This window comes from Streptomyces sp. 2P-4 (assembly GCF_030167965.1).
Taxonomy (GTDB): Bacteria; Actinomycetota; Actinomycetes; order Streptomycetales; family Streptomycetaceae; genus Streptomyces; species Streptomyces globosus_A.
Map to the genome: position 1 here is coordinate 1 of NZ_CP095011.1, position 20,426 is coordinate 20,426.

Here is a 20,426-nt window from a genome sequence, read left to right on the forward strand (position 1 = left end):
CTGCGCTGCATGGGACGCCACGGCGCTGGCGCGGGCCGGGCTGGCTGCAAAGGGTTTGGGGTGGCGGCTGGGGTGGATGCGCTCCCCGGTCTCCGGCTTCGCCTCCAGGGCCATGCCCCGGTGGCGCCATTTCACAGAGTCCGTCCGTCTTTCGGCCCATTGGGCGTGCGCTTCACTCACGTCCGTCAGTCCTTCCGGCTTCGCCTCCAGGACCACAGCCCGCTTCGCGGGCGGCTGGCAGTAGCTGAGGTGATGCGGTCTATCAGGCGGTAGGCGATATCGTGACCGTAGTAGTCGGCCAGATCGACCGCGCTCATGCTCCCCGGGGGTTGCGGTCTCGGATCGGCCCCGTAGGCCAGCAGGATCACTGTGAGCCGGCTGTCGATCGGGGCCCCTGACTGAAGTGCCGAGTCCCCTTCCAGGTCGATGGCATGCTCCAAGAGAGTCATTCCGCAGCAGACCTCGTTGACGTCTGCGCCTTCCTCGAGGAGGCGGGTCAGCGCGGCGTGGTCGCTGGACTCGACCGCCTGGTGGGCGGGCGTCCAGGGGTTCTCGACCATTCGGCTCTCTTTAGTTCCACTACACACTGTCAGCTATGCGCTCGCCTTCGACCCTACATGATGCAGCATGTACCATTGGGGAAATAGGGTCACTCCTTCCCGGAGCTTCGAGTCAGGGTTCACGGATGTCTGTCTACGAGTACCTGCCCCATGAATTAGCTCGCCTCGTGCTGAGAAGAGCGACGGGCATGGACCTGGCCCAGGTTACGGAGCAGGTACGTCTCGCGCAGGAACGCGAGGCGCTCGCGAGTACCGGGTCGGTCGAGCCGCTCGCACTGAGCGAGGGGTGGATCGCTTCTTTTCAGCACAACCAGTGGCGACGGATCGCTCACGCCATGACCGAACAACGGATGCCCCACTACGAGCCCTCCAAGGACCCACGCGCCGTCCGCCATGAGGAGCAACGGCTACGACGCCTTGAAGAAGACCGGGCACACGCAAGAAAGCCTGACGGTCAGGCGCCCCTCGAACTGCTCAGACACCGGGTCTACCGCATCACCGGCCGACCCATCGGCCAGCACGCCTCAGCTGGCGCCGACTTCGTCGTCCACCTGATGGCCGGCACGCTCAGCGAGGCAGCCCACCGAGCCTGGAACACCTACGAGCGACCCGAAGGCGCCTACCGGACGAGCCACATCACATCCGTCGAACAGGTCCTACCCGAACCAGGAGAACTTTTGATCGCACTCCGAGAGCACCAAGTGGATCAGAAATCGAGTTTCCGAAACTGGGTGGGATTTCCTGCAAGATCATCCGTGCCCCCGCAAGGCGCTCGGGCCACGATCGTGTCCGCGACAGGGTCAGGGAAGACGATCACGGCCGCCGCGAGCGCGCTGGACTGCTTCCCCGACGGCCGAATCCTCGTCACCGTCCCCACCCTAGACCTCCTCGCCCAGACCGCCCAGGCATGGCGCCTGGTGGGCCACCGACCCCGATGGTCGCGGTGTGCTCGCTGGAAAACGACCCAGTCCTGAACAAGCTCGGCGTGCGCACCACCACCAACCCCATTCAACTCGCCCTGTGGCCGGGCACGGGCCTGTAGTCGTGTTCGCCACGTACGCCCTCGTGGACCGCGAGGACACCGACGCACCCGAAGGCCGACGGAAGGTCCGCGGGCCTCTGGAGGCCGCCCTTGCAGGCGGGGAACGGCTCTACGGACAGCAGATGGCAGGCTTCGACCTCGCCATCGTCGACGAAGCCCACGGCACCGCAGGCGACCTCGGACGCCCTGGGCCGCCATCCACGACAACACCCGCATCCCCGCCCACTTCCGGCTCTACCTCACCGCCACCCCGCGCATCCTCGCAGCCGCCCGCCCGCAGAAGACCGTTGGCGGCCAGGAGCTGGAGATCGCTTCCATGGCAGACGACCCGGACGGCACGTACGGGGCATGGCTGGCCGAGCTCGGCCTCAGCGAGGCGATCGAGCGGGGAATCCTCGCCGGCTTCGAAATCGACGTCCTGGAGATCCACGACCCTCCCCGTCCTCGGAAACGGAGGAGGCGCGGCGGGGCCGGCGCCTGGCGCTCCTGCAGACCGCGCTCCTGGAGCACGCCGCGGCGTACAACCTCCGCACCGTCATGACCTTCCACCAGAAGGTGGAAGAGGCCGCCGCGTTCGCGGAGAAGCTGCCCGAAACGGCGGCCGAGCTGTACGCCACCCACGCCTCGGATGCCGATCTGGCGGCCGCGGAGAGGCTGCCGAAGTCGTCCATCGACGCGGAGTTCTACGAACTGGAAGCCGGCCGCCACGTCCCGCCCGACCGGGTCTGGTCCGCATGCGGGGACCACCTCGTCACCGAGCGCCGCGAAGTCCTGCGCCAATTCGCCAACGGCATCGACGCCAACAACAGACGTGTACACGGGCCTTCTCGCCTCCGTCCGCGTCCTCGGGGAAGGCGTCGACATCACCGGCGAGCGCGGGGTCGAGGCCATCTGCTTCGCCGACACCCGCGGCTCCCAGGTCGAAATCGTCCAGAACATCGGCCGCGCGCTCCGACTCAACAAGGACGGCACCACGAAGATCGCCCGGATCATCGTGCCCATCTTCCTGGAGCCGAACGAGGACCCCACCGACATGGTCGCCTCCGCCAGCTTCGCCGCTCGTAGCGGTCCTTCAGGGCCTGCGCAGTCACGATGAACGCCTCGTCGAGCAGCTCGCCTCCCGCGCCCTGACGAGCGGCAAGCGCAAAGTCCACGTCCGGCGCGACGAGGACGGCCGGATCATCGGGGCCGGCGGGGAGGGCGAGGACCAGGAGGACGACACCGACGCGGCCGCGGAGTCGGCGCTGCTGCACTCTCCAGCCCCGCGACGCCGCCACCATCGCCGCGTTCCTGCGCACCCGGGTCTACCGGCCCGAGTCGCTGGTGTGGCTGGAGGGCTACCAGGCCCTGCTGCGGTGGCGGGCCGAGAACGGGATCACCGGCCTGTACGCCGTCCCGTACGACACCGAGACCGAGGTCGGCGTAACCAAGGCGTTCCCACTCGGCAGGTGGGTGCACCAGCAGCGCAAAGCCCTACGCACCGGGAGCTCGAGGAGCGGCGCAAGACCCTGCTAGACGCGCCGGAGGCAGGGATGGTGGGAACCCGGCGAGGAGGCGTGGAAGCAAGCTCGCCGTGCTCCGGTCCTACCGGCGCGCCACCGGCCACCTCGCCCCCGGCAAGACGCCATGTGGGGCGAGAACGACGCCATGGTGCCCATCGGCCAATACGTGGCCAACCTCCGCCGCAAGGGCACCAAGAACGGCCTCGGCAAGGACCCGAACGGCGGCGCCGTGCGCGCGGCGCAGCTGACGGAGATCGACTCGGACTGGGACTGCCCCTGGCCGCTGGACTGGCAGCGCCACTACCGCGTCCTCGCCGACCTCGTCGACGCCGACGGACACCTGCCCGACATCGCCCCCGGCGTACTCATGGACGGCGACGACATCGGACGCTGGCTCCAACAACAGAAACAGCCGACCACCTGGACACGACTCCTGCCCGAACAGCAGACACGGCTCACCGCACTGGGCGTCGAACCCGCCCAGGCGCCGCCTCCGGCCTCGACGGCAGCGCGTACGGCGAAGGGGCCGAGCAAGGCACAACAGGCATTCCAACGGGGCCTTGCAGCCCTCACGCAATGGGTCGAACGGGAAGGCGCCCACCGGCCCGTCCCCCGCAACCACGCCGAGGAAATCACGGCCGACGACGAGACCGAGCCGGTGATCGTAAAGCTGGGCGTATGGATCTCCAACACCAAAACCCGCCGGGACAAGCTCAACGTGGAGCAGCTGGACGCACTGCGGAAGCTCGGCGTCGACTGGGCGTAATACCCGCGCAGAAGAACGCGAAAGCCACCCGCGGCGAACCCGCCACCGTGCACGACCTCCCGCCAAGCAGAAGACCAGCAGCACCGCGCAAGACGGGACGCCAAGAAGACGGCCGCGACGAGGAGCCCGCGCCGCAGCGCGTGAGCCGCCCACCGCCACCGGGCCGCCTTCGCCGTCTCCTGCATCGCGGTCACCGCCTCCGCGGCGCTCGCCCTGGCCCTGACGGCACGCGAAAGCAACCAGTCTGGCGCCCCGCCCGGCCCGAGCGGCGCCCCAGCCCCGATGTGATCAGACCGTGCCCTGATCAGCCCTGGTCAGGCGTATGACATGTCCGTTCCGATCGGTACGCTGGGCGGGCTTTCGAACTCGTTCAATCAGCAACAGAATTGGGGGGCCGGTGCGCAGTCGCCGACTCGTTGTCTCAGCTGCCGCTCTCGCGGTCGGCGTCGGTCTCATACCGGGCGCGGCGCAGGCCGCCGGTCCTGCGGCGCCTGGGTTTCCGCACCGCCCCCGAGTCCGCTCCTGACGAGGCGGCGGCCGCCGAGTCCGGAACCTTCCGCAGTCCGGGCGAGAACACGGTCCGTACGGTCCTGCCTTCCAGCGCGGCGGAGGGCGGCTCGACACAGGCCTCCGCCGACGCTTCGAACCTCGAACTCCTTATGCGGGCGATGCCAGGACCGCCCGCAGCATCTCCTTCGGCGTCAACCTCTACCAAGGGGCGCCCGTCCCCCACGAGGTCACCATCGCCTGGGGCGACGGCACGACGCACACGGCCACCGTCACCGGCGGTCAGATCCTGTACGACGTCAGGCACACCTACCCCCGGCCCGGCGACTACACCGTCACCGTGACGGCCACGGACACCGTGAACAACGTCCAGGCGGTCAACCGGCTCCCGTTCACGACGCCGGGTTCCTTCTTCGCTCCGCACGCTCCCACCCGGCTGCTCGACACCCGGGCCGGTATCGGCGCGGCCCGGTCGAAGGTCGGGGCGTACACGCCGGTCCGGCTGAAGATCGCGGGCAACGCGAAGGTCCCGGCCGGCGTCACCGCGGTCGTCCTCAACGTCACGGCGACCAATGCCACCGCCGGAGGGCACGTCAGTGTTCACTCGGGCAGGACAGGCCGAAGACCTCGAACGTGAACTACACCGCCGGGCAGACCATCCCGAACCAGGTGATCGTACCCGTCGGCAAGGACGGGTACATCGAGCTGTACAACGGCGGCTGGAACGCCGTGGACCTGATCGCGGACGTGACCGGCTACTTCGACCGTGCGGCCGCCGACGGCTACACCTCGCTGAACCCGGTCCGCTTCGTCGACACCCGCGAAGGCCTCGGCGCGGCGCGCGGGCAGGTCGCCGGACAGGACACCTTCGGGGTCCAGATCACCGGCCGCAGCGGTATCCCTGCCGGCGCGACTGCTGTGGCGCTCAACGTGACTGTCACCAACCCCCGGGAGACGGGCCACCTGACGGTTTTCCCGAGCGGCCAGGCGGCCCCGTCCACCTCCAGCCTGAACTTCACTGCCGGACAGACTGTCGCCAACTCGGTCATCGTCCCCGTCGGCGCCGACGGAAAGATCAACGTCCGCAACGGGGCCTGGGCCGACCGACGTGATTATCGACGTCGTCGGCTACTACGGTGCCGGCAGCAAGGCTGCCTTCGCCACGTGGCGGCTCGGCCTCCCGGCGGAAGGCGGCCCGTTCCGTCACATTGACACCAGGGGCCTGCCTCCCAACACCTGGCCCTGTTTCGCCGGCGGTTACTACGCCCTGCACCTGAATTCGGGGAACCGCTACGACCTCCCATCGAGGCCTACGTCACGAACGTCACCGTCGCCAGCACGACCGGAGCGGGACACCTCCGTCGCTCCCGACCCGAACTCGGCCCACGCGTACCAGTACGGGTACGCGGTCAAGCCGCCTCGCCCCACTACCTCCGCGCTGAACTGGACGGCGGGCAAGGACGTCTCCAACCTGGTCCAGGCCAAGACCGGCCCTACGGCGTCATCGACCTCTGGAACCAGAGCAGCCGGGAGGTCCACTACATCGTCGACTGGTTCGGCGAGTACGACGCCTACTGATCTGCGGGCGGCGGCCGCAGGGGCCGCCGCACCTGACTGCTTTCGATCAGCTCCCGGTCCGCGTCGTCCAGGAAGACGAACCGCTCCAGCTCCGTACGGGACGGCGCCCCACGGAACGCCGCATACGCGGCAGCCTGCTCATCCGTCAAAGACTCGATCGGCACCCCGGACCTCCAGCCAATCGATCAACACGACTGCCGGGCCCCGGTGCCGACCGGGGCTTCTACAACAACAACCGGATCATCGACGGACTCGAGGACGGGTTCATCGTGAAGATCACCTGATGCACACGCGGCGGGGCGGGTCCGCCCACGCGGGCCCGCCCCGCCGCTCAGCCCGCCTTCGGCCAGAAATCGATCCTGTACCGCTTCACCCCGTGCGCCGTACCCTCCGACCGGGTCACCCTCTCGACCTCAGCCCTCCCCGCACAGCACAACCGTACCCGCCACACCCAGGGGCGGCCCAGCCGGATCAAGTCCCCAGAGCAACCCGTACCCCACACCGCCACATCGCCGGTGACCGACTCATAGTCGATCTTCCGCCTTCTCCTCCCAGCCACCATGCCCCTCCTCGGCCTCGGGCCGGCCATCCCAGACGGGTCTGTCAATCGAACGGTGTAACGGGGGTGGTTGGGGTTACTGGCGTGCTGCGGAGAGGCGGCCGTCGAAGGTGATGTCGAAGGCGTTCAGAGCGGTCTTCCAGCGCATGGTCCAGCGGGCCTGGCCCTTCCCGGTGGGGTCGAGCGACATGATCGCCATGTAGACGCACTTCAGGGCGGCGGTCTGTTCGGGAAGTGCCCGCGGGTTTGACCGCCCGCCGGATGCGGGCGTTCACGGACTCGATCGCGTTCGTGGTGCAGACGATGCGGCGGATCTCGGTGTCAAAGCGGAGGAACGGGTGAACTCCTCCCAGGAGTTCACCCACAGGCGCACGATCGCCGGATACTTGCGGCCCCAGGCGTCGGCGAACTCGGCGAACCGCTCCAGTGCGGCTTCCTCGGTCGCCGCCGTGTAGACGGGCTTGAGGAGCTTGGCGATCTTGTCCCAGTCCTGGCGGGCCGCATAGCGGAAGGAGTTCCGCAGCAGGTGGACCACGCAGGTCTGCACGATCGTCCTCGGCCAGACGGTCTCGACCGCGTCGGGCAGGCCCTTCAGGCCGTCGCAGACGAGCATGAGGACATCGTTCACGCCGCGGTTCTTGATCTCGGTGAGGATGTGCATCCAGTGCTCGGCGCCCGCGCCGCCGTCGCCGGCCCACAGCCCCAGGATGTCGCGGCGGCCTTCGACGGTGACGGCCAGGGCGACGCAGACAGGCCGGTTGGCGACGGCTCCGTCACGGATCTTCACGTGGACCGCATCGATGAACACCACCGGATAGACGCCGTCCAAGGGCCGGCTCTGCCATTCGGCCATGCCCTAGAGGACCTTGTCGGTGATCGTCGAGATCGTTCTGGAGAGACCTCGGCGCCATAGACCTCGGCCAGGTGGGCCTGGACCTCACCGGTCGTCAGGCCCTTCGCGGACAGGAGATGACCATCTCGTCCACGCCGGACAGGCGCTTCTGCCGCTTCTGACGATCTTCGGCTCGAACGAGCCGCCGCGATCGCGGGGCACGGATATCTCCACCGGCCCGACCTCGGTCAGGACGGTCTTCGCGCGGGTGCCGTTGCGGAGTTGCCGCCGTTCTTCCCGCCGGGTCGTGCTTGTCATAGCCAAGATGGTCGGTGATCCCACCCTCCAGGGCAGACTCCAGCAGCCGCTTCGTCAACTGCTGCAGCAGCCCGCCCTCACCGGTCAGCTGCACGCCCTCGGCCTGGGCACGGGACACCAGCTCATCAATCAGCCGGCCGTCCACCGCCCTGGCCCGCTGCCGCGCAGCCGCCTCGACGGCCTCGGTCACGTTCTCTGGCCATCGGTGCACCTTCCTTGATCGGAAGTTACACCGAACGATTTACAGTCCCGCCGGAGGCCGGCGCCGCCGTGCACGGGCCGGTGACGGCGGTAGACGTCCATCGGCGGGCGCCTGCGCTTGTTGTACGCGGCTAGCGGGTCGTCGGCGTTCACGCGCGGAACGGCGCGGGACGGCTGGTTCGGGGGCCGGGTCGGCGGTGCTTGCTGCCTCGCTTCGCTTCGGTCAGACCCAGGTGTAGTTCGCGTCGGTGACGGCGTCCAGGGCGGCGTTGGCGACGGCGGCACGGGGGCCGGCGAGGGCGGCGAGGGCGGAGCCGATGGGCGGGAAGATCGGCAGTTCGGCAGTCTTGCGGTAGTCGATCCACTCGATCACGCCGACTTCGTGGCTGCCGTCGGGCAGCTCGTCCAGCTCCTGCTCGGCGAGCGTCGCGCGGACGTCGGGGCTGATGTGGAAGCGGTAGATCAGGTGGAGCTTGCGCGGGGGCGGAGTCGGGCCGGGCCGGGTGACGCACTGGTCGACGACCCACAGCAGGTCTCCGCCTTCGGCGAGCGCCGTGTCCAGGCCGAGTTCCTCGGCGAGTTCCCGGGCGAGGGCAACGTCGAGGTCTTCGCCGTCCTCGACGTTGCCGCCGGGCGGGGTGTAGTGGGTGGAGTCGGCGCGGTCGCGGCGGATGAGGGCGACGTCGTCGCCGCAGAACACCAGCGCCCCGGTCCGGATCTTGATCCGGGAGAACGGGGCGGGTGTGGCAGGGGTGTTCGTCATGGCGGCCAGTATCTCGGCCAGCGCCAGGTACCGGGTGGGCTTCGCCCCGACTTCACCCACCCCGCGCCCGGGGCCTGACTGATCTTTTCGTTAGTTCTGTGGGGCTGGTGGGTGGAGGGCGAGGCCGGTGTGGGCAAGGAAGGACCAGGGCAATCGGGAGTTGTCGTTGATCCGGCGGATGCCCTGTTCGGTGGCGTCGGCGACATCGGCGAGGTGGTCGCCGGCGAGGTTGGCGAGCTCACGCTTCTTGAGCGAGGACCACAGCAGTTCCACCGGGTTCAGCTCAGGCGCGTAAGCCGGTAATCGCTCCAGGGTGAGCCAGTCCTGCTCGGCGACCCAGGCCCGCATCGCCCGGCTCCAATGAGCGGACAGCCCGTCCCGTACCAGCACCACCTGCTCCCCGCGGTAGAACACCTTCATCTGCTCCAGGACCTCGATGAGAGCGGGGGTGTCGTAGCTGCCGGGCTTGAGGTGGAAGCACAACCGAGGACCGCGATGGGGATCGGCGGCGTGGTAGCCGAGGGCGCCGGCCATCGAGGCGCGTTTCCAGTTCAGCCGGTGCCGCAGGAGAGGTGTGCGGCCGCGGGGTGCGTAGGTGCGGCGGACCTGCGGCAGCAGCGAGACACCTGATTCGTCGAGGAAGACGATCCAGGCATGTGTGTTCACGGCCCCTTTTTGATGCGCGGCCACTCGTGCACGATCCAGCGGGCGATCTCGGATTCGCCCCTCTCGACCGCCCGCCGTTCGGGCCGCTGCAGACTCCATCCGAGCCGGCCGGTCAGCAGCCGCCACACCGACGCCCTCGACAGCGTCACTCCTGTCACCCGATCGACCACCAGGCCGACTCGTTCCAGGGTCCACAGATCGGCCTCGAAGCCATGGGCTTGGGCGCCCTGCTCCAGAGCGGTCCGCACCCGCTCGACCTGGACATCGTCCAGCTTGGGCGGACGCCCGGTGGCCGGGCGCCGGCGCAGAGCATCGGCGCCGCCTTCCTCCCAGACCCGTTTCCACCGCCGCACACTCTCGTCACTGACCCCCAGCATCCGCGCGATCTCGGCACCCGAACGTCCCTGATCGAACAACGCGGCCGCCCGCACACGCCGGGCCTCGGCCAACTGCGGCCGCGTCAAAGGAGGAACAACAGGCGAAGGCTTGAAAGACACACCATCAGGATCCCACCAACGACTCCACCGCACCAACAGAACTAACGAAAAGATCAGTAATTGGTGTTTCGTCTCTGAAATCGCCGTTTCAAGCAGGTTCGCGGGGTGTGTGATCGGCTCTGCTGTGGTGACTCCAAAAGCTGTGGTGGCAGGAGTGTCGCCGGCGCGCGAATTTCCGCCGGAACTGTGCACTTCGTTCTGTCTCATTCCAAAAGGCCTGGCCGGAGAGTATCTGTCTGCCTACTCCCGCGGACCCTGGCCAGAGCGGCGATCCCGCAGTATGCCGTCGTTATGACGGATCGTCGACGATATCCGAGCGACCTGTCCGACGCCCGCTGGGCCTTGGTGGAACCAACCCTGACAGCCTGGCGCCAGGCCCGGACCGCACGCGCACTCGCCTTCGGCCGGCCGCCCGAGCACGACCTGCGAGCCCTCCTCGACGCGATCCTCTACGTCGACCGCACGGGCATCCCCTGGCGCTACCTCCCGCACGACTACCCGCCCCACCAAACGGTCTACGCCTACTTCGCCCGATGGCAACGCGACGGCGTGTTCGAGCATCTCGACGGGCTCCTGCGCCGCCTGGTCCGCGCCAGCGAGGGCCGCGATCCGGAGCCGACGGCCTGCATCATCGACTCCCAGAGCGTCAAGACCTCCACCAACGCCCCTGCGGCCACCCAGGGGCGTGGACGTCGGGAAAAAGATCGCCGGCCGGAAGCGGAACATCGTCACCGACACGATCGGACTCCTGCTGACCGTCCTGGTCACCGCCGCCAGCGTCCAGGACAGCACCGCAGGCCAGCACCTGCTGACCGCGGTCGCCTCCGACCACCCCACCGTACGCAAGACCTGGGCCGACATGGGCTACAAGACCGCCGTCATCGAACACGGCGCGACCCTCGGCATCGACGTCGAGATCGTCCGCCGCGATCCCACAACCAGGGGATTCGTGGTCCAGCCCCGCCGCTGGGTCGTCGAGCGTACCTTCGGCTGGCTCATGAACCACCGCCGCCTCGCCCGCGACTACCAAGCCCTCCCAGCCCGCTCCGAAGCCATGATCCACGTCGCAATGAGGCTGGTGATCGCCCGGCCTGAGCGGAAACATGCCGCCCAGACGGGCCGGTCACTGAGACGGGTGGGGCAGCGGTACTTCGCCCTCGCCTTCCACCGCGAGGACTTCTCGGGCCAGCCGCCGGGCCCGATTCCATCCCACGTCCGTGGACATTGCCGCCTTCGTCCACCGGTCCACTCCCGCGGTCCGGCTCATTTCAGCGAACACCTCGTCAATCGCCCGCAGATGAGGCAGCACCGTCGGGCTGAGCTGCCCGTCCTCGACCAAATGCCCAGCAAGGCGGAACGCGTCATCGAAGCACAAGGCGATCTCATCCGGCGGCACGTCGTACTTCTCCAGCCAAGCCACCTGTGCCGGCGCAGCCGCCGCGACTGTGATCACGGCCTTGATGAGCATGTGGCGACGGGCCGCAGGAGTAGGGATGTTCATGAGGGCATCGTGACACGTCTGGATCGGACCCCAAGCACTTCCACCACCCGGACGCCGGTCCGCTCGCCCTCGCCTACCGTTCCTTCGACGTGCGTGAGGCGCCCGGCCTGCAACTCGTCCTCTACCAGGCTGCCGCCGGCACCGCCGGCGCCGAGGCCCTCACCCTCCTCGGCGCCCTCCACGCGCCTGCCGACGCCCACTGACCTCGCGGCCTCCGCGAACCGCTCGTCCGGGGTGCATGCTGGCCACGAGGGGAGCCCGCCGCGGCCGCGGCCTCATGCAGCGCCTCTCCCCTCGTGACGGAGCAGCCCGGGTGCGCCGCGTTTCCGATCCCTGTCACCGCAGGAGCCGGGCGCGGAAGGAAATCGGGCATGCGAGCCAGGGGTGACGGTCGCCCGTTCGGCCGGTCAGGCCGCTCCCGAGCCGTCAGACTCCCGAGGAGAGATGCGCCCGCTGGGGCACGTGTACGGGGGATGCGGGGTGGGTGTGGCCGAGCGCAGTGGTGTCGACCGTGGCACTCCCGGGGGCACGGGACCGGACCGCGGCGTCCAGCGCGCACGCGGGGCGGCTGGGGACCGCCCGGGTGGGCGGCAGGACGGCGACGGGCCGGGACGGGCGGTGCCGCGGCACGTGGCCTGCGTGATGGACGGCAACGGCCGTTGGGCGCAGCGCCGTGCGCTGCCGCGGACGGCGGGCCATCAGGCCGCGGAGACCACCGTCATCGACATCATCGAGGCCGCCCGCGGGGCCGGCGTCGAGTGGCTCAGCCTGTACGCCTTCTCCACCGAGAACTGGAACCGTCCCGGTTCCGAGGTCGACTACCTGATGCGCCTGGTCCGCCGGGTCGTGCGCAAGCACGCGCCGCTTCTGCTGGCCCGCGGCATCCGCTGCCGCTTCCTCGGAGCCGCGGACCCCCGCATCCCCCGGGAGCTGGCTCAGGACTTCGGCGATCTGGCGACGCTGACCGCCGGCAACCGGGGAATGACGCTGACCGTCGCCTTCGACCATGGCGGGCGGCGGGACATCGTGGAGGCCGCCAGGTCGCTGATCCGCAGTGGGACGCCTGCCGACGAGGTGACCGAGCGGCTCTTCGCGGACCATCTGCCGTTTCCCGACACCCCCGACGTGGACCTCGTCATCCGCACCTCCGGTGAACAGCGCATCTCCAACTTCATGCTCTGGCAGGTCGCCTACGCCGAGTGGGTCTTCCCCGAGGCGCTCTGGCCGGACTTCCGTGCCCCCGACTTCCTCGCCTGTCTGCACACCTACCAGCGCCGTGACCGCCGCTTCGGCGGCGTGCCGCCCCAGACGAACGGAGACCCGTCATGACGACCGGAAGCACCACGGCCGGCGAGCCGCCGCTGTTCGGGCCGGAGTCGCAGTTCCGTGCCTTCTTCGACGACCCCCGGTGGGCACTGGCCATGATCCGTGCAACCGTGCTGGAGGCCGCCCATCCGCAGATCGGTGCCGCTCTCGCCGACAACTCCACCTTCGTCGCCCACCCCTGGCGGCGGCTGCGCAACACCTTCCTCAGCATGCGGCGGATGTTCGACACCGATCCTGCGGTACGCGAACGGGAGGCGGCCCGGCTCAACAGGCTGCACGCCCGCATGAGCGGCTCCGACTCCCGCGGCCGCGCCTACGACGCCATGGACCGCACCACCCGGGCCTGGGTGGTCGCCACGCTCTTCGAGAGCGCCGTGACCATGTGCCGACTGAGCGGCCAGCCACTCGACCAGGACACCATGGAGCGCATGTACGCCGAATACCGGGCGTTCCTCGCCGCGCTCGACGGCGACGCCGGGGCGCTCCCCGAGGACGTCAGCGACTTCTGGCGGTACTTCGACAGGGTCGTCGAGGACGAGCTGGAGAACACCGAGGCAGCGCGCGTCATCCTCTACCGGCTCTTCGACCACCTGCCCGCTCCCGCGCTGCTCGCCTCCGCACCGACCTTGTGGGCGGCCGGCCGGGCCGTCGTCGGCCCGCTCCTCGGCGCGATCACCGTAGCCTCGCTTCCCGAGCCGTACCGGCGCAAGGCCGGTCTGGCCGAGATGCCCGGCGCCCCGACGCTGATGCAGGGCGCCTATCTCGCCGCCGGCCTCACCCGATTCCTGCCCGCGGGATGGATCAGCGCCGAGACGGTCATCGAAATCATCTCCCTCGCGCCCGACAGCGACGACCCCCGTGCCCGGACCGTCGCCGCGCTGCGGGCCCGTATGAAGCGGGCATCGGCCCTGCTCCGCCTGCTCACACCGCTGAGCGACAACCCCGGCACCGTCCCGGCCGCGGGCACGGGCACGGGCACGGAGAAGGGCACGGGCACGGAGAAGGGCCGGCGCTCGGCGAAGGAGTTCTTCCATCAGGTGCTGGACCAGACCGGCGACGGCCGGCTCGACTGGCCCGACCTCGCCGCCATGGCACGCGAACTGGCCACCCGCCTGGACCTGGACGAACCCGAAGAGACCCGGCTCTACGACGCCTTCGCCTCCTGGTGGCGCGAACTCCAGGCCACCCTCGACACCGACGGCGACGGCCGCATCAGCGCCGACGAGTACGCCGCCGCCGTACCCTCCCTTGCCGGACCCGCCCTCATCCGGGTCGCCGAGGTCCTCTTCGACGCCACCGACAAGGACGGCAGCGGCACCATCGACGCCGATGAGTACCGAACCCTCTTCCGCACCGCCTTCCACCGCGACCTCACCACCACCGACAACACCTACAGCCGCAGCGCCTTCGTCGGCGACTTCCTCTCCTTCATGTCGGGCCGCCGAACGAACACCCCGTACGACCCCCTCCTCGCCGACGCCTGAGAGCACGTCCACGCGACCTGGCTGTCGGCTGATCCGCTGTGTCCATCCGCTGTCGGCGATACGGCCGTCGACGCCGGCGGATCCCGCCGCGACAGCCTCCGGAGGGCCGGCGATGGCCGGCGCGCGGGCGAGGCCGACCTGGGTGACGTGGCCGGCGTCCGCCGACGGGGCCGGGCCCGAGCGGCCGCCAGGGGCACCCGCAGTCCTGCCCCGCGTCGTCGTGCTCGTAGGCTCAGCGCATGTCCCACTTCGGACATGCAGCACAGCCTCGTGCCGTGGGAACGGTGTCCGCGGACGATCTCGCGGAAGCGTCCGGCTCGTCCTCGTCAGCCGGCTGCTCTGGCCGCCGACTGGAACCGGGCGGCCGGGACGCCGGAGTGGAGCTGCTGGGAGACCGCCGAGCACTCGGCCGACGACCTCTTCGCCTATGCCGCGCAGCTGGGGCCGCAAGCGCCTCCGGCCGGCGCTGATGTGCCCTTCATCTGGCGACAGGAGGCTCCGGGCAAGCCCTTCAACGTGATCTTCGCCGAACGGGAGGGCGGGCCGGAGGGCCTTGTGCAGGTGCTGGAGGCGTGCGCGGCACTCCTCGTCGCGATGGTGCGGACAGCGCCGCCGCATGCGCGTGCGTTCCATGTGTTCGGAACGACGGATCCCGAGGGCTCGGCGGCCATGGGTTTGGTGGAACTGTTCGTGCACGCCGATGACCTGGCTCTCGGCCTCGGCCTCGATTGGGAAGCACCTGCGGCGATCTGTGCGCGGGTGCTGCAGAGGCTGTTCCCCGACGTTCCTGCCGGCGGCGACCCCTGGCACACCCTCCTGTGGGCGACCGGCCGAGGAGAGCCGACGGGACGAGAGCGGCTCACCCGGTGGAAGTGGGACAGCACCACGCGCTCACCTCAAGGCCCCGCCCAGGCCTGAGCACGACGACGGAATCGGCATCGGCGCCCGGAGAGCGGGGCCGGTCACGCCCCGCCACCGGCAGCGCAACCTCCGAGATGGGCAGGTCAGGTTGCCCGTGGCCGCCACAGGCGCGGGAGCAGGAGCTCTGGCCTCCCAGGCCCGGGAGCCGGTGTCAGGTCAGAAAACCGGGGCCCCTGGCGTCCGCGGTGTTCCCGCCGTCCGCCACGCCGGCCACCGCAGCGAGGGCAGCGCACACGTGGCGGACGGCTTCCTCAGCATCGGCCAGTTCCGCCGCCGAGGGCACGACCGTGCCGAAGGAGCGGCGCGGGTCCGCCGTCAGGGCACGCCAGCGCAGCACCGGGGCCAGGGCTGTGCTGGTCCCCGCCAGGAACCACGCCAGGTATCCGTGCGTGCGGGCGGTCGTCAGGGCGAAGACCGCCAAGGCCTCGCGCAGATGCTCCAACCGCTCGAGTCCGGACAGGTCCTCCTGCCCTGCCGGCGGGCCGATGACCGCGGCCAGGTTCTCCGCCGCCCGACAGGCCAGCTCGGCGTCCTCCGGCGCCACCTCCCACGCCCCGTCCTGTACGAGCTGCTCCGCCTCAACGGCCAAGGCCGACACGTGGGCCCGCATTCCCGCAGGTGAAGCGGCCGGTCCGGGGCCGGAGCCCCCAGCCGCGTTCATGCCCTGCCCCGGGGACCGGAGGAAGCCATGCCGGGCCGGCGCCGCGGCGGGCGGTGCCCGGGTCCGGGGCGTCGGTGGACGGGCCCGTGGTGCCGGTCAGGGGCAGCCGACGGGCCTGGGCGGACAAGGAGACCCGTGCCGTTTCCGGCGGCCCCGGCCGGCGGCCCCGGCCGGCGGCCGGTTCGGGGCCGGGCAGAGGTACGCGGTAGGACAGGGGGACACTGCAGGCTGGGCCCGTACATGGCTGCCGTCCCGGTAGAAGGAGAAGCCCTCCCCTTCCGCGAACGGGAAGGAAGCACGCGACCACCGAGACCGCGAGATCGAGGAGGTCCGTACCGGAAAACACCCCACCACACGGAAGAGAGGGATGCGGCAGCGCGGGTCACACCAACGGCTACCACCAAACCTACCCCGAACACAGACGTTCACCCCGCCCCGACCCCACCATCCACCCGCGCGAGCCCTCCTACAACGCCGGCAGCCCGCTGCTGCGGCCCGCCCCCTGCCGAACCGAGGCACCTCCGCCACCACAGCGCCCATCCGCCCCAGGGCCGCGGCGGCACCGCGCACACCGCGGGGCGCGGCGCTCCAGCAGGACGACCTCACGCCACGTGCCGTGATGGCGGCCGATGCGTTCGCGGGTGCCGATGACGCGGAAGCCGGCGCGCCGGTGCAGGGCGAGGCCGGCGGCGTTCTCGGGGAAGATCCCGGACTGGATGGCCCCCATCCCGGCGGCCTCGGTCGAGGCGATCAGGGCGTCCAGGAGTACGCGGGCGACGCCGCGGCCGCGGGCGTCGGGGTGGACGTATACGGAGTGCTCGACCACGCCCGCGTATGCGCACCGGTCCGGAACGGCGCTCGCGGCCACCCACCCCAGCACGGTGCCGCCCGAGGGCAACGAAGCGGTGCCGGGGCAGCCGGCCCTCGTCGAAGGCCTCCCAGGCGGGAGCCCGGGTTTCGAAGGTGGCGTTGCCCTCGTCGATTCCCGCCTGGTAGACGGCGGGAACCTGCTTGGCGTGCTCGGGCAGGAGCGCTTCGGTCCGCACCCGGTCACCTTCGCAGCGCCGGACAGGAGCGCGCCCATGGCGGAGAGAGGGACGGCGTGCTCGACCCGGTCACCCATGTTCCGCGGCGCTCGGAGGACAGCAGTCCGGCCTCCTTGAGCTTCTTGATTGGATGAACATCCATGTGGCCGCTTATCGAAACAGGCGCATGTCGCGAGCGAGCCCACCACCGAACTCCCGTCGCCGTGTTTGGACTTCCTCGTCCTCGAAGCCGGCCCCCACGCCGGGACCGCGACCCGCGAGTGGGCGCACGTGCGGCTTCTCCACCTGGGGCGAGGTCGTCGACCCCGCCGCCGAAAAGCTCCTCGCACCGACCGGCTGGGTGAGGCCCGACCCGGCCACCTACCCCACCGGCGGCGACTGGGCTGCCCTGTACCTCCAGCCCCTCGCCGACACCCTCGGCAAGCCCACCGCCGTCATCGGCTCCGGAGCCTCCGCCTTCAGCGCCCTCGCGCACCTCGCCAGGGCCGACGACGGTACCGGCACGCACGCCACTTGGATCCTGCGCCGCGGAATCTCCGGCTCCGCCTTGGGCGGCGAAGCCGACCAGCTGCCCGCCCGCGGCGCCCTGTGCCTGGCAGCGAAGGCCGCGGTGGACGGCGGCTACGCCGACGCGGTCACCGGGCCCTCCGCCTCAGCCAGGTCACCGGCTGGGGCATCGTCTACTACGCCGTCCCCGTCCTCAACCCGGCCATCACCGCCGACACCGGTTGGAGCACCGGTGTGACCGCCGCGGCGTTCCCCGCCGGCCTCATCATCTCCGCGGTCGCAGGGATCTGCATGGGGCGCACCCTGGATCGCCGCGGGCCCCGCACCGTCATGACGGCAGGCTCCGCCCTGGGTGCCTGAGCCTGGTGGTGACAGCCGCAGCCCCCGGCATGCCCGTGTTCTTCGCCGGGTGGCTCCTCGCCGGAACGGCGATGGCCGCCAGTCTCTATCAGCCCGCCTTCGCTGCCCTCACCCGCTGGTGGGGTCCCGACCACGTCCCCGCGCTTACCACCGTCGCCCTCGCCGGCGGTCTCGCCTCCACCGTCTTCGCGCCCCTGACCGCCGTCCTCACCGACCACGTGTCCTGGCGCGCCACCTACCCTGTACTCGCGGGCATCCTCGCGGCCCTGACCATCCCGGCGCACGCGATCGCGCTGAAGGCCCCATGAGCCGTCGGCTCCGCCAGCCCTCCGCACGTCACCGGCGGCCACCAGGGCTTGGCGCGCACCCGGGCGTTCTGGCTGTCGGCCGTCAGCTTCTCGGGGCCGTCGCGGGCCCGTACGCCCTGCTCGTTGGCGTATCGGGTCTTGCCGGAGTGGTCCGAGGCGATCTCACCCTCCTCCAGGCCACCGCCGTCACCGACCGTAGGGGCACCACGCACTACGGCCGTCTCTCCGGACTCCTCGGCGCTCCAGCCCACGCAGCCGCCGCCCTCGGAGCGCGCGCTACCGGCCGCCACGGCAACTCGAAGGGCCCAGCCGTGCTCCCACGGCGTCCCGGACCTCAAGACGCCGGCGATGCGGCCGACCGTCGCGCGGGGTCCTGGAGCTCGCGGGCGAGGGCGGTGAGCCGGGCACGGCTGGGATCGGTGCGGGTGCCGACGGCGGTGAGGTGCATCGCGGGACTCGTGCACGCGACGGCGAGGTTGCAGCGCTCCAGCCATCGCTGCGGAATGAGGGCAGGGGCGAGGGCGGCGGCGCGGTCAGTCGGCGTCCGCCTGGAGTGCATGAGGCGACGGTGAGGGCCTGCTTCGCTCGTCGCCGGGACCCCGCTGCCGGAAGGCGGCCCGATAGGCGTGGGGGGAGGTTCCGGTGCGGCGGGCGAAGTGGTGGCGCAGGGTCGCCGGTGAGCCGAAGCCGGTGCGGTCGGCGAGCAGCGTGATGGGCAGGTCGGTGGTCTCCAGCAGCAGCCGGGCGCGGTCGATGCGGGCGCTCAGGAGCCATTGCAGCGGGGTTGCTCCGGTCTGTGCCCGGAACTGGCGGTTGAGCGTTCGGACACTGATCTTGGCGTGGCCGGCGATCTCGGCCAGGGTGAGGGGGCGGTCGAGGCGGCCTTCCATCCACTGCATGACGGGCTGCAGGGCGGCCGGATCGATCGGGGGTGTGGGGCGTTCGATGTACTGGGCCTGGCCGCCGTCGCGCTGGAGGGGCATGACGATGCGCCGGGCGGTGGCGGCCGCCTGCGCCGCGCCGAGGTCGTGGCGCACCAGGTGCAGACACAGGTCGAGCCCGGCGGCCACCCCGGCCGAAGTGAGCAGACGGCCGTGGTCGACGAACAGCACGGCGGGATCGACGAGGATGCGCGGATGGCGGCGGGCGAGCTCGTCGGCGTACTGCCAGTGTGTCGTGGCGCGGTATCCGTCGAGCAAACCGGTGGCGGCCAGGGTGAAGGCGCCGACGCATACCGCTGCCAGGCGCGCGCCCCGCGCCGCCGCCTGCCGCAGCGCCTCGACGACGGCAGGGGGCGGGGGTGCCAGGAAGCCGGCGTGGGCGGGGATGACGACGGTGTCGGCATCGGCGAGGCCATCGAGGCCGTACGGGGTGCCGATCCGGAAGGCGCCGTGCTCGGGGGAGGTCGTTGCGCTGCGGCCGGGAGCACAGACCCGGAGTTCGTAGTGCGGGGTGGCGGCGGCCTCGTTGGCCGTGCCGAAGACCTGTCCGGGGGTGGACAGTTCGAAGGGGACGACGCCGTCCAGTGCGAGTACGGCCACCTTGATGGTCATGGCCAGAATTTAGCGCATGACGGCATTGCGGCCGCTCGCCGGGCGGCGCGCAGGGCCGCAGGATCGAGAGGGTTCCCCGCTGTCACACATGAGGAGTTACTGCGATGGCCGTCGCCCTGCCTGCCGTCTACGACGCATTCGACCTGCCCCGCACGGAGCTTGCCGCCCAAGCCCTGCGCCATGCCGAGGAGGTGGAGCCCGAGGTCATCTTCCGCCACAGCGTCCGCAGCTATCTCTTCGCCCGGGCGCTTGCGGACCACGACGGCATGAAGGCGGGAGCGGACTTCGACGACGAGCTGGTGTTCCTGAGCTGTGTCCTGCATGACCTGGGGCTGTCCGAAGAGGGCAACGGACACCAGCGGTTCGAAGTCGACGGTGCGGACCTGGCAGCGCGGTTCCTTCGCGAGCACGGTACCGATGAGGATGCGGTGACGGTGGTATGGGACGCCATCGCCCTGCACACGTCGGAGGGCATTGCCTCCCGCAAGGGGCCGGAAGTCGCACTGGCCCATGCAGGCATCACGGTGGACGTTCTGGGCCGGGGCAAGGAGAGCCTCCCCGAGGGCTTCGCCGACCGCGTGCACGCCGCGTTCCCGCGCACTGATCTCGCCTACGAGATAACGGGCCTGATCACCCGCCAGGCGCTGGCCAACCCCGCGAAGGCCGGCCCGCTCAGCTTCCCCGGCCAGCTCCTGCGCCGCCACCTGCCGCCCGGCGCGCTGCCCGACTGGTACGACCTGATCGCCGAGGCCGGCTGGGGCGACCGGCCGCCTGCGCACCCGGGCACTCCCGCCGCCTGACGGCACCACGCCGTCGGCCCGATGCCACGGTGCCCAGTGCGGTCGCGGGCCGGAAACGACAAAGGCAAGGAGAGCACTCTCCTTGCCACTCTCAACTTATAGCGCACCCCGGGGCTTGCCGCAAGGCCCCGGGCAGGGCGCAGAATCACTGCCCAAGCCATGACCGCC

Annotated in this window: 17 protein-coding genes and 6 pseudogenes; 12 read left to right on the forward strand and 11 right to left on the reverse strand. The window is 70.4% G+C overall.

Translation table 11 applies throughout. From position 1 onward, the window contains the following. Window positions 1–185 precede the first annotated feature (185 nt). Window positions 186–560 carry an ankyrin repeat domain-containing protein gene (locus MUK52_RS00005; protein WP_284573923.1) on the reverse strand — a complete coding sequence of 125 codons (375 nt, stop codon included), beginning with the start codon at window positions 558–560 and terminating at the stop codon, window positions 186–188. 677 nt (window positions 561–1,237) lie between these two features. On the opposite strand from MUK52_RS00005, the pseudogene MUK52_RS00010 reads away from it, so the two are divergent. The 3 genes and pseudogenes from MUK52_RS00010 to MUK52_RS00020 all read left to right on the forward strand — a co-directional run bounded on the left by MUK52_RS00010 (window position 1,238) and on the right by MUK52_RS00020 (window position 5,589). After that, window positions 1,238–3,870, forward strand: a pseudogene (locus MUK52_RS00010) (helicase associated domain-containing protein). A 688-nt stretch (window positions 3,871–4,558) separates the two neighbouring features. Further along, window positions 4,559–5,014, forward strand: coding sequence for a PKD domain-containing protein (locus MUK52_RS00015; protein ID WP_284581622.1), 456 nt, complete (start codon window positions 4,559–4,561; stop codon window positions 5,012–5,014). Further along, window positions 5,011–5,589 (forward strand): hypothetical protein, encoded by a 579-nt coding sequence (locus MUK52_RS00020; protein WP_284573924.1) that lies wholly within the window; start codon window positions 5,011–5,013, stop codon window positions 5,587–5,589. Before MUK52_RS00015 ends, MUK52_RS00020 begins: the two co-directional genes overlap by 4 nt. A 359-nt stretch (window positions 5,590–5,948) precedes the next feature. On the opposite strand, the gene MUK52_RS00025 is transcribed toward MUK52_RS00020, so the two are convergent. The 5 genes and pseudogenes from MUK52_RS00025 to MUK52_RS00045 form a co-directional block, all read right to left on the reverse strand. Beyond that, window positions 5,949–6,119, reverse strand: a complete 171-nt coding sequence (locus MUK52_RS00025; RefSeq protein ID WP_284573925.1) for a hypothetical protein — start codon at window positions 6,117–6,119, stop codon at window positions 5,949–5,951. 471 nt (window positions 6,120–6,590) lie between these two features. Further along, window positions 6,591–7,809 (reverse strand): annotated as a pseudogene (locus tag MUK52_RS00030) (IS256 family transposase). A gap of 279 nt (window positions 7,810–8,088) precedes the next feature. Next, window positions 8,089–8,628 carry an NUDIX domain-containing protein gene (locus tag MUK52_RS00035; protein WP_114058692.1) on the reverse strand — a complete coding sequence of 180 codons (540 nt, stop codon included), beginning with the start codon at window positions 8,626–8,628 and terminating at the stop codon, window positions 8,089–8,091. A 90-nt stretch (window positions 8,629–8,718) separates the two neighbouring features. Further along, window positions 8,719–9,294, reverse strand: coding sequence for a transposase (locus MUK52_RS00040; protein ID WP_284573930.1), 576 nt, complete (start codon window positions 9,292–9,294; stop codon window positions 8,719–8,721). Beyond that, on the reverse strand, window positions 9,291–9,998 hold the full coding sequence (locus MUK52_RS00045; protein ID WP_284573932.1) for a winged helix-turn-helix domain-containing protein: 708 nt from the start codon (window positions 9,996–9,998) through the stop codon (window positions 9,291–9,293). Before MUK52_RS00045 ends, MUK52_RS00040 begins: the two co-directional genes overlap by 4 nt. A gap of 84 nt (window positions 9,999–10,082) precedes the next feature. Between MUK52_RS00045 and MUK52_RS00050 the strand changes: the two are divergent. Next, window positions 10,083–10,860 (forward strand): annotated as a pseudogene (locus MUK52_RS00050) (IS5 family transposase); the annotation flags it as partial. A gap of 54 nt (window positions 10,861–10,914) precedes the next feature. On the opposite strand, the gene MUK52_RS00055 reads toward MUK52_RS00050, so the two are convergent. Further along, entirely contained in the window at window positions 10,915–11,292 is a 378-nt protein-coding gene (locus tag MUK52_RS00055) for a hypothetical protein (protein ID WP_284581623.1), read from the reverse strand. A 29-nt stretch (window positions 11,293–11,321) separates the two neighbouring features. Between MUK52_RS00055 and MUK52_RS00060 the strand changes: the two are divergent. From MUK52_RS00060 to MUK52_RS00075, 4 genes and pseudogenes are all read left to right on the forward strand, one after another. Next, window positions 11,322–11,495, forward strand: a pseudogene (locus tag MUK52_RS00060) (MmyB family transcriptional regulator); the annotation flags it as partial. Between the two features lie 439 nt (window positions 11,496–11,934). Continuing rightward, window positions 11,935–12,621, forward strand: a complete 687-nt coding sequence (gene uppS, locus MUK52_RS00065; RefSeq protein ID WP_472914257.1) for a polyprenyl diphosphate synthase — start codon at window positions 11,935–11,937, stop codon at window positions 12,619–12,621. After that, complete coding sequence (locus tag MUK52_RS00070; RefSeq protein WP_284573935.1) at window positions 12,618–14,102, forward strand: oxygenase MpaB family protein; 1,485 nt, start codon at window positions 12,618–12,620, stop codon at window positions 14,100–14,102. Before uppS ends, MUK52_RS00070 begins: the two co-directional genes overlap by 4 nt. Before the next feature lie 255 nt (window positions 14,103–14,357). Continuing rightward, entirely contained in the window at window positions 14,358–15,020 is a 663-nt protein-coding gene (locus MUK52_RS00075; protein ID WP_284573937.1) for a maleylpyruvate isomerase mycothiol-dependent enzyme family protein, read from the forward strand. 154 nt (window positions 15,021–15,174) lie between these two features. Here MUK52_RS00075 and MUK52_RS00080 read toward each other — a convergent pair whose 3' ends face one another. Both MUK52_RS00080 and MUK52_RS00085 read right to left on the reverse strand, forming a co-directional pair. Further along, window positions 15,175–15,612 carry a hypothetical protein gene (locus MUK52_RS00080; protein WP_472914256.1) on the reverse strand — a complete coding sequence of 146 codons (438 nt, stop codon included), beginning with the start codon at window positions 15,610–15,612 and terminating at the stop codon, window positions 15,175–15,177. A 646-nt stretch (window positions 15,613–16,258) separates the two neighbouring features. Further along, window positions 16,259–16,730 (reverse strand): annotated as a pseudogene (locus MUK52_RS00085) (GNAT family N-acetyltransferase); the annotation flags it as partial. 207 nt (window positions 16,731–16,937) lie between these two features. Between MUK52_RS00085 and MUK52_RS00090 the strand changes: the two are divergent. From MUK52_RS00090 to MUK52_RS33260, 3 genes and pseudogenes are all read left to right on the forward strand, one after another. Continuing rightward, a pseudogene (locus MUK52_RS00090) lies at window positions 16,938–17,373 on the forward strand (hypothetical protein); the annotation flags it as partial. Further along, window positions 17,319–17,597, forward strand: coding sequence for a hypothetical protein (locus MUK52_RS33255; RefSeq protein WP_502963640.1), 279 nt, complete (start codon window positions 17,319–17,321; stop codon window positions 17,595–17,597). The pseudogene MUK52_RS00090 and the gene MUK52_RS33255, both read left to right, overlap by 55 nt. Window positions 17,598–17,605: 8 nt before the next feature. Beyond that, window positions 17,606–17,905, forward strand: a complete 300-nt coding sequence (locus MUK52_RS33260; protein ID WP_502963527.1) for a hypothetical protein — start codon at window positions 17,606–17,608, stop codon at window positions 17,903–17,905. A 334-nt stretch (window positions 17,906–18,239) separates the two neighbouring features. Here the strand turns inward: MUK52_RS33260 and MUK52_RS00100 are convergent, their stop codons facing one another. Together MUK52_RS00100 and MUK52_RS00105 are read right to left on the reverse strand one after the other, a co-directional pair. Beyond that, window positions 18,240–18,464, reverse strand: a complete 225-nt coding sequence (locus MUK52_RS00100) for a hypothetical protein (RefSeq protein WP_284581807.1) — start codon at window positions 18,462–18,464, stop codon at window positions 18,240–18,242. Next, complete coding sequence (locus MUK52_RS00105) at window positions 18,439–19,458, reverse strand: GlxA family transcriptional regulator (protein WP_284573940.1); 1,020 nt, start codon at window positions 19,456–19,458, stop codon at window positions 18,439–18,441. Before MUK52_RS00105 ends, MUK52_RS00100 begins: the two co-directional genes overlap by 26 nt. Window positions 19,459–19,562: 104 nt before the next feature. On the opposite strand from MUK52_RS00105, the gene MUK52_RS00110 reads away from it, so the two are divergent. Continuing rightward, a complete protein-coding gene (locus MUK52_RS00110) occupies window positions 19,563–20,258 on the forward strand; it encodes an HD domain-containing protein (RefSeq protein ID WP_284573941.1) in 696 nt (231 codons plus the stop codon). Window positions 20,259–20,426 lie beyond the last annotated feature (168 nt).